This window comes from Acidimicrobiia bacterium (genome assembly GCA_009694375.1).
GTDB lineage: Bacteria > Actinomycetota > Acidimicrobiia > Acidimicrobiales > VFJN01 > VFJN01.
Map to the genome: position 1 here is coordinate 72112 of SHVB01000006.1, position 11881 is coordinate 83992.

Annotated in this window: 9 protein-coding genes; 3 read left to right on the forward strand and 6 right to left on the reverse strand. The window is 64.9% G+C overall.

Features of this window, described 5'->3' with window-relative positions:
- The first annotated feature begins 2 nt into the window (after window positions 1–2).
- A complete protein-coding gene (locus EXQ71_05825) occupies window positions 3–650 on the forward strand; it encodes a DedA family protein (protein ID MSO87022.1) in 648 nt (215 codons plus the stop codon).
- On the opposite strand, the gene EXQ71_05830 is transcribed toward EXQ71_05825, so the two are convergent.
- From EXQ71_05830 to EXQ71_05845, 4 genes are read right to left on the reverse strand one after another with little or no spacing between them, the layout of a single operon-like run.
- Window positions 647–1408, reverse strand: a complete 762-nt coding sequence (locus EXQ71_05830) for a succinate dehydrogenase/fumarate reductase iron-sulfur subunit (GenBank protein ID MSO87023.1) — start codon at window positions 1406–1408, stop codon at window positions 647–649. The genes EXQ71_05825 and EXQ71_05830 overlap by 4 nt on opposite strands.
- 16 nt (window positions 1409–1424) lie before the next feature.
- Window positions 1425–3344 (reverse strand): fumarate reductase/succinate dehydrogenase flavoprotein subunit, encoded by a 1920-nt coding sequence (locus EXQ71_05835; protein ID MSO87024.1) that lies wholly within the window; start codon window positions 3342–3344, stop codon window positions 1425–1427.
- The gene (locus EXQ71_05840; GenBank protein MSO87025.1) at window positions 3341–4417 is read right to left on the reverse strand and encodes a succinate dehydrogenase cytochrome b subunit; all 1077 of its coding nucleotides are present in this window, start codon (window positions 4415–4417) and stop codon (window positions 3341–3343) included. The genes EXQ71_05835 and EXQ71_05840 overlap by 4 nt, the downstream gene beginning before the upstream one ends.
- A complete protein-coding gene (locus EXQ71_05845; protein MSO87026.1) occupies window positions 4255–6582 on the reverse strand; it encodes a hypothetical protein in 2328 nt (775 codons plus the stop codon). Before EXQ71_05845 ends, EXQ71_05840 begins: the two co-directional genes overlap by 163 nt.
- On the opposite strand from EXQ71_05845, the gene EXQ71_05850 reads away from it, so the two are divergent.
- A complete protein-coding gene (locus EXQ71_05850; GenBank protein ID MSO87027.1) occupies window positions 6479–7900 on the forward strand; it encodes a magnesium chelatase in 1422 nt (473 codons plus the stop codon). The genes EXQ71_05845 and EXQ71_05850 overlap by 104 nt on opposite strands.
- 6 nt (window positions 7901–7906) lie before the next feature.
- Here EXQ71_05850 and EXQ71_05855 read toward each other — a convergent pair whose 3' ends face one another.
- A complete protein-coding gene (locus EXQ71_05855) occupies window positions 7907–9061 on the reverse strand; it encodes a glycoside hydrolase family 1 protein (protein ID MSO87028.1) in 1155 nt (384 codons plus the stop codon).
- A gap of 42 nt (window positions 9062–9103) precedes the next feature.
- Window positions 9104–9754 (reverse strand): DsbA family oxidoreductase, encoded by a 651-nt coding sequence (locus tag EXQ71_05860; GenBank protein MSO87029.1) that lies wholly within the window; start codon window positions 9752–9754, stop codon window positions 9104–9106.
- A gap of 51 nt (window positions 9755–9805) precedes the next feature.
- On the opposite strand from EXQ71_05860, the gene EXQ71_05865 reads away from it, so the two are divergent.
- Window positions 9806–11836: a hypothetical protein gene (locus tag EXQ71_05865; GenBank protein MSO87030.1), complete on the forward strand. Its 2031-nt coding sequence runs from the start codon at window positions 9806–9808 to the stop codon at window positions 11834–11836.
- Window positions 11837–11881: the final 45 nt, after the last annotated feature.

Below are 11881 nucleotides of genomic sequence, written 5' to 3' on the forward strand. Positions count from 1 at the left end.
TTATGCCAGATTCGCCTTTAGTGCTTGCCTTGCTCCCCGACTTCCTCGACGGCGCCAAATTGATCGAGTCGGTGGGCCTCATCGGGATCTTCCTGATTGTCTTCGCCGAGAGTGGTTTGCTCGTGGGGTTCTTCCTGCCTGGCGATGCCCTGCTGTTCACGGCCGGATTCTTCGCCTCGGGCCCGGCCACTGTGGACCAGAGCCTGCACCTCCCACTCATCCCGCTGCTGGCGGGCATCTGGATCGCCGCCGTGGTGGGTGATCAGGTGGGCTTTATGTTCGGGCGGCGGGTGGGCCCGGCGGTGTTCAATCGCCCGGACTCGCGTTTGTTCAAACAGGCCAACGTGGACAAGGCCCAGGTGTTCTTCGACAAGCACGGGCCGCGCTCGATCGTGTTGGCCCGCTTCGTCCCGGTAGTGCGAACCTTCACGCCGATCACCGCGGGGGTGAGCGGCATGGACTACCGCACCTTCGTCCGCTGGAACCTCATCGGGGGCACGGTCTGGGCCTTCGGCGTCACGATGCTGGGCTACTACCTCGGTCAGGTGGCGGTGATCGAGAAAAACCTGGAACTGGCCATCCTGGCGGTGGTGGCGCTGTCCTGCCTGCCCATCGTGGTCGAGGTCATCAAGGCCCGCCGGGACCGCTAGTCCTGGCTGAGGAGTTTGCGGTTCTTTAGTTGGGCCTTCACGTAGTCGCGGTTCATGTAGGCGATGAAGTCGATCGAAATCTCCTTCGGACAGGCCTCTTGGCACTCGCCGTGGTTGGTGCAGGAGCCGAAGAACTCCTCCATGGTGTCCACCATGTTCTGCACCCGGGTATAGCGCTCGGCCTGGCCCTGCGGGAGAAGGTTCAGGTGGTTGATCTTGGCGGCGGTGAAGAGTTGTCCGGCACTGTTCGGGCAGGCCGCCACACAGGCCCCACAGCCGATGCAGGCGGCTGCGTCCATGGCCGCATCGGCCACCTCTTTGGGAATGAGGGTGAGGTTGGCATCAGGAGCGGCCCCGGTGGGGGCGGTGATGTAGCCGCCGGACTCCACGATCTTGTCGAAGGCGGAGCGGTTCACGATGAGGTCTTTCAGCACCGGGAACGCGGCAGCCCGCCAGGGCTCGATAAAAATCTCGGCTCCGTCTTCGAACTTTCGCATGTGGAGTTGGCAGGTGGCGGTGCCGCGCTGGGGGCCGTGGGCCTGCCCGTTGATCATCATCCCGCAACTCCCGCAGATGCCTTCGCGGCAGTCGTGCTCGAACGCGATGGGTTCCCGGCCCTGCGCGTTGAGGCGCTCATTCACGACATCGAGCATTTCCAGGAAGGACATCTCCTCGGAGATGTCGGGGGCATCGTAGGTCTCCATGGTGCCCGAGGTAGTGGGGCCGGCCTGGCGCCAAACGTGGAGTGTCACATGCATGAGGTGGTCGCTGTCTTTACTTGTAGGAGCGCTGGCTCAGGTGGACGGAATCGAAGGTGAGCGGTTCTTTTTGGAGTATGGGAGCGGCACCCTCTCCGCCCCATTCCCAGGCCGCCACGTAGGAGTAGTCGTCGTCACGACGGAGTGCCTCACCCTCCGGGGTCTGGCTCTCCTCCCGGAAATGCCCCCCGCAGGACTCCTCCCGATTGAGGGCATCTTGCACCATCAACTCCCCGAGTTCGAGCAAGTCGGCCACTCGGCCGGCTCGCTCAAGGCTCTGGTTCATGGGGCCATCGCCGAGCACCCGCAGGTTCAGCCAGAAGTCTTCCCGCAGGGCGGGAAGCTCCCTCAGGGCCGTTTCCAGACCCGCTTTGTCGCGGGCCATACCGCAGTAGGTCCACATGATCTTGCCGAGTTCCCGGTGGTAGTGGTCCACCGACTTGGTGCCGCCGATGGAAAGCAATCGTTTCACCCGATCGTCGACGGATTGCTGTGCCTCGTTGAACACGGGGTCATTTAGCGGGACCGGTTGGCTGCCGAGATGGTCGGCGAGGTAGTTGGCGAGCGTGTAGCTGATCACGAAGTAGCCGTCGGCTAGGCCTTGCATCAGGGCGGAGGCACCGAGCCGGTTGGCGCCATGGTCGGAGAAGTTGGCTTCCCCGAGTACAAACAGGCCCGGCACGTTGGACATGAGGTGGTAGTCCACCCACAGGCCCCCCATCGTGTAGTGCACGGCGGGGTAGATGCGCATCGGCACCTGCATCGGGTCTTCGTCGGTGATGCGTTGGTACATGTCGAACAGGTTGCTGTAACGCTCGTAGACCGTGGCGGCCCCGATCCGATCACGGGCCTCGGCGAAGTCGAGGTAGACCCCGTTTTTCAGCGGTCCCACGCCCTTGCCTTCGTCCACCATGGTCTTGGCGTTGCGCGAGGCAACGTCGCGGGGCACGAGGTTGCCGAAACTCGGGTACTTGCGCTCCAGGAAATAGTCGCGCTCGTCCTCGGGGATCAACTCCGGGGAGCGGGTTTCGTTGGGATCGGTCGGCACCCAGATGCGTCCGTCGTTGCGGAGCGACTCCGACATCAAGGTGAGCTTGGACTGAAACTCGTCGGAGGCCGGGATGCAGGTGGGGTGGATCTGGGTGAAGCACGGGTTGGCGAACAAGGCCCCGCGCCGGTGGGCCCGCCAGGTGGCGGAAGCATTGGAGTACTTGGCGTTGGTGGAGAGGAAGAACACGTTGCCGTAGCCGCCGGTGCATAGCAGCACGGCATGGGCACTGTGCCGGGTGACATCGCCCGTTACGAGGTCTCGCACGATGACCCCGCAGGCCACGCCGTCTTTCACCACCAGGTCGAGCATCTCGGAGCGGGTGTGGAGTTGGATCGAACCGGCGTGCACCTGGTTCATCATCTGCTGGTACGCCCCGAGCAGCAGTTGTTGGCCGGTTTGCCCGCGGGCGTAGAACGTCCGCGACACCTGGGCACCGCCGAAGGAACGATTCTCCAGTAGTCCGCCGTACTCCCGAGCGAAGGGCACCCCTTGGGCCACCGACTGATCAATGATGTCGACGGACACCTCGGCGAGTCGGTGCACGTTGGCCTCACGGGAGCGGAAGTCGCCGCCCTTCACCGTGTCGTAGAACAGGCGGTGCACGGAGTCGCCGTCGCTCTTGTAGTTCTTGGCGGCGTTGATGCCACCCTGGGCGGCAATGGAGTGCGCCCGGCGCGGGGTGTCGTGGTACGTGAAGACCTTGACGTTGTAACCCTGCTCGCCGAGGGTGGCGGCGGCGCTGGCCCCGGCGAGTCCGGAGCCGATCACGATCACATCGAAGCGGCGGCGGTTGCCGGGGGCCACCAGCTTCATGTCGAACTTGTGCTGGGTCCACTTGTCGCCCATGGAGCCCGGGGGCACGTTGGAGTTGAGGGATCCAATCATGGGGTGGCCTCCTGGTTCTCGTACTGGGTACAGTCCACGATCACGCTGCCCTCGGTGACGCAATCCGGGTTGTTGTTGGCGCTCACCACGCCGGTGAGCACGGCGATCGGGAAACTGACGTTGATCACCATCACCAATCCAGCGAAGCCGATGGCGAATCCTCTGCGCCACGAGTTCCAGCGGGGATTGTTGAGCCCCAGGCTTTGGAACATGGACCACGAGCCGTGGAAGAGATGGATGCCGAGGCCGATGTTGGCGACGATGTAGATCACTGCCACCGGCGGGCGGCTGAGGGATGCCACCAGGTTCCGGTACACATCTCCGGTCACGAAACCAGGGTTCACCACACCGAAGGTGAGGTCGGCGAGGTGGAACAGGATGAACAGCGCCACCACGATGCCGGTCCAGCGCATGGAGCGACTGGCGGCGTTGGCGGCCTGGTAGTGGCGGCGTTGCTCGTAGCCCGAACCGTTGGCCCGATGGTTCATCCGGGTGAGGCCGTAGGCGGAGTGGATGTGGAACCCGATGGCCACCAGCAGGCCACCGCGCATGATCCACAGCGCGATCGTGGGCGGCAGAATGGGTACCAGGAGTTGCTGGAGAAACTCGGCGTAGTGGTTGAGAGCCTCGGCCCCCAAGTACACCTTGAGGTTTCCGATGGCGTGGAAGAACACGAACCCCATGACCATGATCCCGGTGACGGCCATCACCCACTTCTTGCCCACCGCGGAGCGATAGAACGTTACGGGCCAGGGGGCTGTGCCGCCCCGCTTGGGGTTGATCGGCGGGATTTCGGGCCGTTCCATGGTCGTCGCCATTGCTCGATCTGCCTCCGATGGCGTCATCGATGTCTTCCTAGATCCGAACCTATCGCCTCGGCTCGGGTTCAATTCAACCGGAGCGGGTCGAATCAGGTTGGGACGATGATGGCCTCGTAGTAGTTGTCGGCCCGCTCGCCGCCGCCGACCATGGCGATTTCCAGGGTCACAGCGCCGGGGGCATCGGGGACCGTGGCGCGCACCGTGCCCACTCGTTGGCAGCGATCGGCGGGGATGTCTCCGACCCAGCGCCATGGGCGGGAATCCCCCTCGGGCCAGGAGAGGGTGGCGGTGACCTCGACGTCGGTCACGATATGTCGGCGGTCACTCACGACATGGACGTCGAGGTTCAGCACATCGCCGGGCCGGAGGACCTCGGGGAGTCGGTCGGCCACCACGATGATCGGCTGACAGGCCAGCCGCAGGGCTTCGTAGGCCAACTTGGGTTGTCGGTCTTCGCCGAGCACGGACCAGCTAACGGCGGGGTGGCCATCGGCGAAGCAGAACTGGGCGAAACCGCCGGTGGGTTGATATTTGATCCGGCGCAGCGCTTCGATTTGCCGCCGAACCACCACGGCTTGGTAGGTCTGCGTCGCCATTTTCCATTCCTCGAAGGTGGCGTAGTTCCCGGGCGGCACGAACCGATCGAAGAGGGCTTTCTGCAAGGCATGGGTGTGGCCGAGCCGTTCCCAGGGCAGATCGGGCCAGCGCTCGGGTTCGCAGAACGCCGCGTTGGTGGGTACGGCTTGGGCCCCGAACTCGGTGACGAACCGGCCGAGGCGGGGCATGACCCGCAGGAAGGCGGGGAGGTCGCGTTCGTGGCCGTGATACCACCCGAAATAGAGGTGGCTGTCGGTGCCGTCGAATTGGGGTGGATGGGGGAGAACCCCGGAGTGGGCGATGACCGGGCGAGTGGAGTCGGCCCGTTCGAAGGCCTGTTTCACGGAGTGGTCGAGCACAGTCTTGTTCCAACTCGGGAGGGTCTGGGCCGCCAAGGCTCGGATCGCCATCTTTGTCAGCGCCTTGGGTTGGCCCCACATTGACGATTCGTTTTCAATGGCCATCGGCTCGTTGTGTCCACACCACAGCGCGATCGACGGGTGGTGGCCGAGGAGGTCTACCGCCTGGGCCACTTGCCGCACGGCCTGCTTTCGGATACCCCGCCCGTAGCCCCACTGGAGGGGGAAGTCCTGCCAGAGGAGCAGGCCGGCCTCGTCGGCGGCGACGTAAAACTCGGGTCGGGTGATGTGGGCGTGGACGCGCAGGAAGTCGAGACCGGCGCCGGTGGCGAGGGCCACGTCGTTGGCCAACTCGGCGGGGGTGGCTTCGCCGAGGGCCATACGGGTGGGCCCGTGATTAGAGCCTTTGAGGAAGAGGCGCTCGCCGTTGACCGACGCGATCCAGTCTTTGAGGCGCACCTGGCGCAGGCCGGTGCGAAGGCGGCGTTCGTCGGAAACGCCACCACCTTCGCGGCGGTCGAGGTCTATCTGCACATGCAGGTCGTGCAGCGTTGGGTCGCCAAGGGCGTGGGGCCACCAGAGCGCGGGGTGCTCCACGGTGAGGGTCCACTCCACCTCGTTGGCTCCCGCCGCTAAGGGTTGTGTCACGGCGTGGTCGAGCTGGCCGAGGGTGCTGCGCAGCGTCACGGTGCGCGCGTCGTCGCTATCGAGGGTGGCGCGCAGTGATACGACGGCGCGATCGGGGTTGGCTTCTTGGCACACAACACTCAGGCGCGTGATGCGAACTGGGCCGGTTTCGGTGATGCGGACGGGGCGCCAGAGTCCACCCGGATTCCAGTCGGGGTCGAGGCAATCCCAATGCTGGAACACCCCGGTGATGTTCTGTTTGGCGGTGCGATTGGTGGGCCGGGCGCAGGTGACCTCCACCGCCAGTTGATGCTCGCCCCGGGCTCGGAGAGCATCGGTTACCTCGAAACTGTGGGGGGCGAAGTACCCCTCGGTGTCTCCGAGGTAGGCGCCGTCGAGCCAGACGTCGCCTTGGTAAAAGAGGCCTTCGAAGGTCAACCAGGCCCGCCGGCTCGCCGCCGGGCCCATCACGGAGAAACCGTGGCGGTACAAGAGCGGGCCATCGGTGTTGGCGAAGGCCGCCACCGAGCGCCAGTGGCCGGGGACCTCCACCGCTTCCCATCCGTGGTCGTCGAAGGAATCCTCCTGCCAACGGCGGCGGAGCTCTTCATTGGCAACAGCGGCGCGCCAGGTCCCGGTGAGCTCCATGGGAGCGTCACCGTAGTGGTCCCACCCGTGCAGTGCCGCTGTCGCGGAACGGGTCGGGGACGGCGACGATAGGTTGGCCCTTATGACGTCGCCTTCCGACCATCCATCCCCCGCCACCTTGGGCCAACTCCGCGCGTCGGGTTGGAGCTCAGTCCCGGTAAAAGATGAGCTTCGCCGCAACGCCATCGCCAAGATTCAGGCGGGTGAGGCCCTGTTCCCCGTGGTGCTCGGCTATGAGGATACGGTCCTCCCGCAACTCGAGAACGCGTTGCTGGCCGGCCATGACGTGATTTTTCTCGGCGAACGGGGTCAAGCCAAGACACGAATGATTCGTGCCCTCACCGGGCTTCTGGACGAGTGGATGCCGATCGTGGCGGGCTCGGAGATCAACGATGATCCGTACGCGCCGGTGTCTCGTCATGCTCGTGAACTGGTGGGGGACCACGGTGATGATGCGCCGATCGAATGGGTCCACCGTTCCAAGCGCTACGGCGAGAAACTAGCCACGCCGGATACCTCGATCGCCGATCTCATTGGCGAGGTCGATCCCATCAAGGTGGCCGAGGGTCGCTACTTGTCCGATGAACTCACCCTGCATTACGGCATGGTGCCGCGCACCAATCGCGGCATTTTCGCCATCAACGAACTTCCCGATCTCGCCGAGCGCATCCAGGTGGGTCTACTCAACGTGTTGGAGGAGCGGGACATCCAGGTGCGGGGGTACAAGATCAGCCTTCCGCTCGATCTGGTGTTGTTCGCGTCGGCCAACCCGGAGGACTACACCAATCGCGGGCGGATCATCACGCCCCTGAAGGACCGCTTCGGCTCGCAGATCCGCACCCACTACCCGCTGGAGGTTTCCACCGAGGTGGAGATCGCGTTGCAGGAAGCGCCACCGTTTGAGGTAGACGGGGTGCGGGTGGTCGTGCCGGCCTACATGACCGAAATCGTGGCCACGCTGTCGCACCTGGCTCGCTCGAGCCCCCACATCAATCAGCGCTCGGGGGTATCGGTTCGTTTTACGATCACCAACCACGAGGTGATGGTGGCCAACGCCACTCGTAGGGCCCTGCGCCACGGTGAGGCCGATGTGGCCCCGAGGGTGAGCGATCTCGAAGCCCTGCCCGCGTCGATGATGGGAAAGATCGAGATCGAGTCGCTGGAAGAGGGACGCGACGGTCTCATTGCCGAGAATCTCGTGAAGGCGGCCGTACTCACGGTATTCAAGGATCGGTTCTCCCCGGAGCGATTCCGACCCATCGTCGCCGCTTTCGAAGAGGGCGCCATCATCCACGCCGGCGAGGATGTGACCAGCGCCGAGTACGCGGCCCTGCTCGAGGCGCAACCGGCGATGCGGGAGGCGGTGGCCGAACTCACCGAGGGGGATTCCTCGGGGGCCAGCGTGGCCAGCGCGGTGGAGTTGCTGCTTGAGGGTCTGCATCTCAGCAAGCGCTTGAACAAAGAAAGCATCGGCGCCCGCTCCACCTATCGGGCCCGGGCCTAGCCTCCTTCAGCCGAGGGCGGCCCGCCGGGCAAGATCGGCGGCGGGGGAGGGGTTGCGGTCGCGGTCGAAGAGGCCGAAGCGCAGGTCGTAGCCCTGGTGCCACTCGTAGTTGTCCACGCCGGTCCACCAGAACAGACCCTGCACGTCGATCCCTCCGGTGATGGCGTTGTGCACGATGCCCAACACGTCCTCGACGTAGTCGTGGCGTTCCCGGTCATCGGCGGTTCCGATCCCCGCCTCGGCCACCAGCAGGGGCCGGCCCGCGTGGTCGCTTCCGAGCCGTTCGAGCACATGGGCGAAGCCCTCCGCCCAGGGGACATACCCCTGCGGGCCCGGCCGCCCATTCACCGGCCAGGGCCCTACGGAGCCGTCGCCTTTCACCCCGATGGCGGAGTAGAAGGAGAAGCCGAGGTAGTCGTAGGCATCGAGTTGGGTTTCATCAGCCCAGGAGCCCCACCAGAGATCGTCAAGGCGGGCTACGGCGGCGGCGGCATCGGCGGTGTCTTCGGCGGTGAAGATTGGGATGAGGCTTTGCACGCTGGCCACCGGGGTGGTCGGGGTGCGCAGGAGGCGGGCGGCGTCGGCCCCGGCCTGGTGGATGGTGGCGAGGACGCCAGCGGCCTCCCGGGTGTCGCTATGACCGGGGGGAAGCACGCCCATCAGGTGGGAACCAAGGGCATAGAAGGTGGGTTCGTTGATGGGTTTCCACCCGCTCACGAGATCGCCGAAGGTCTCGGCCACCCAGTCCACGTGGCGGCTCCACACGAGGCGGCCCTGCTTGTCGTCGCGGAAGCCGTTGAGGTCGTCGGCGAACCACCCGGGCAGCACGAAGTGATGGAGGCAGGCCCAGATCGAGATGCCGCTGTCGCGCCCGGCTTGCAGCATCGTTCGGTAGCGCTCCACCTCGGCCTCGTCGTGGTGGCCCTGGGTGGGTTCGAGCCGGGCCCATTCGAGGGAGAGGCGGTGGTGAGTGAGGCCGTGCTCGGCGTAGAGGGCGAAGTCCTCGCCATGGCGGGTGGCGAAGCCGTTGCCGTCGCCGGATCGAGGGACCCGGCCCTGCTCCTCCCAGGCGTACCAGTCGCTGCCCGCCACCGCGCCCTCGGCCTGGGTGGCCGATGCGGCGGTCCCCCAGATGAACCCCTCCGGCCAGTTCATCGTCATGGTCGGCAGCCTCCCATGTTCGGGCCAGAGCCCGCGGCGACGCTAAGGGCGGTTGGCTAGTTTCGCGGCGAGGTGGGTGAGGGCCTTGACCCATGCCGTGGTGTCGTGGGCGCCCTGGAGGGTCCATTCGCCCTCCACCACGAAGGTGGGTACGGCGTTGATGCCATTGGCGCGGGCGTGGGCGCGCTCGGCGCGTACGAAGTTGGCTTCCTCACTCGAGGCGAGGAGGGTGCTGGCACCGCCCCGGTCGAGACCCGCCGCCGCCGCCACCTCGGACAGGGCGCTGGGGTCGGCCACGTCCACTCCGTCGGTAAAATAGGCCCGCAGCAAGGCACCCTTGAGGGCGCGTTGGGCATCGGCTCCTTCGCCGTGCAACGCCCAGGCCAAGAGTCGATGGGCATCGAACGTGTTGGCTCGACGCATTCCTCGCCAGGCAAAGTCGATGCCGAGCTCGAGTCCGGCTTCGCTCAGTCGGGCGTGGGCCGCTTCCACCCGTGAGCTATCCCCGTACTTTTCGGCCAAATATTCCTCCAGTAGCGGGCTATCGCCGCCGGTGGGCACGGTGGGGTCGAGCTCAAAGGAGCGGTAGAGCACCTCCACGGCCACGCCGGTCTCGCTCACCGCCCGGTCGAACCGCCGGGCCCCCACATAGCACCAGGGGCACACCACATCGCTCCAGATCTCCACCCGCATGATCTCTGCAACCGGAGTCCCTCGGAGATTCTTCCCCGGTACGGTGTCGGCATGTCTGGTGCGCCGAGATTCCGGTACTCGAAGTGGGATGGCTCGCAAGTGGGCTTCGATCTCGATGCCGATGCGGTGCTCGAGGAGATCACCGATGACCTGCTCTACCACGGCGATTTGCACGCCGCCCTGCGCCGGATGATGCAGCAGGGCTTCCGCGACCGGAACGACGAGCAGGTCCTCGGCATGCGCGATCTCATGGAGCGCCTCCGCCGCAAGCGACGCGATCAGCTCGAGCAGTACGACCTCGGGGGTGTGTACGAGGAGATCGCCGAGTCGCTGCGGGAGGTGCTGGATATGGAGCGCGAGGGCCTCGATGAGTTGGCGCGCGAGGCCCGCGACAGCGGCGATGAGCGCCGGCAGGAGATCACCGATCAGGTGGTGGAGGAGCGGAACCTCCAACTCGACCTGTTGCCCCCCGACCTCTCCGGCATGGTGGCGCAGCTTCAGGAATACGAGTTCACCTCCAGTGAGGCGCGGGAGAAGTTCGATGAGTTGATGGATCAGCTGCGTCAGGAGATGGCTCAGAGTTACTTCAACCAAATGTCCGGGGCCATGCAGGAGATGACCCCTGAGGCCCTCCAGCGCATGAAGGACATGCTGAACGATCTGAACGACCTGCTGGCCTTGCGGGAGTCGGGGGCCGATACGCAGCCGTCCTTCGAGCAGTTCATGCAGCGCTACGCCGACTTCTTCCCCGAACATCCCGAAACGCTCGACGAGTTGCTGGAACTGATGGCCCAGCGCATGGCCGCCATGCAGTCGATGATGAACTCGATGTCGCCCGAGCAGCGAGCGCAGCTCCAGGGCCTGTCGGATTCCCTCATGGAAGACATGGACCTCCGCTGGCAGATGGATCAGCTCGGCGGGCATCTCCGTTCCTTGTTCCCCGAGATGGGTTGGGAACGTAAATACGATTTCTCCGGTCAGGATCCCCTGGGGTTCGCCGAGGCGGCCCAGGTCCTCAACGAACTAGGGGATTTGGACCAACTGGAGCAGATGATGCGGGGGGCCTCCTCGCCTGGCGCTCTTGCCGAGGTCGACATCGACCGGGCCCGCGATCTTCTGGGCGATGATGCCGCTCGCAGCCTGGAGCAGTTGGCCCGTCTGGCGGAGCAACTCGAGCAGGCGGGTTTGATCAATAACAAAGAGGGCAAACTGGAACTCACGCCGAAGGGTCTCCGCAAGATTGGGCGCAACGCCCTGTCGGACCTGTTTTCGAAGATGGCGCGCGACAAACTCGGGCGTCACGAAGTGGAACACCGTGGGATCGGTCATGAGCGCACCTACGACACGAAGCCCTACGAGTTTGGTGATCCCTTCAATCTGCACATCGAGCGCACGGTGCGCAACGCGGTGCGGCGCAGCGGTGGCGGCACGCCGGTTCGTCTCACGCCGGCGGACTTCGAGATTGAGCAGACGGAGCAGACCGTGCGCAGTTCCACGGTGCTGATGCTGGATCTGTCGCTGTCGATGCCCATGCGGGATAATTTTCTGGCCGCCAAGAAGGTGGCGATGGCGTTGCACTCGTTGATCTCGATGCAGTTCCCCCGCGACTATCTCGGGATCGTTGGCTTCAGCGAGGTGGCCCGCATCATCGCTCCCGAGCAGTTACCCGAGGTGTCTTGGGATTTTGTCTACGGCACGAACATGCAGCACGGGTTCCAGTTGAGCCGCCAGCTGTTGTCCCGTCAGATCGGCACCAAGCAGATCATCATGGTGACTGATGGTGAGCCCACCGCCCACTTCGAGACGGGCATGGCTCAGCCCTTCTTTAGTTACCCGCCGGTGCAGGAGACGATCGATGCCACCTTGCGCGAGGTGGCGCGCTGCACCAAAGACAACATCCGCATTAACACCTTCATGTTGGACGCCACGCCGTACCTGCAGACCTTCATCGAGAAACTCACGAAAATGAACCGTGGCCGGGCGTTCTTCACTACGCCCGAGACGCTCGGCGATTACGTCCTGGTCGATTTCATCGAGCAGAAACGGGCCATGCGCACGGGCCGGGACCGCCGACCCGCCTAATCCTCGTGGCGTTGTTTCCCGGTCCGAACGGGGCGGGCGCGGTGG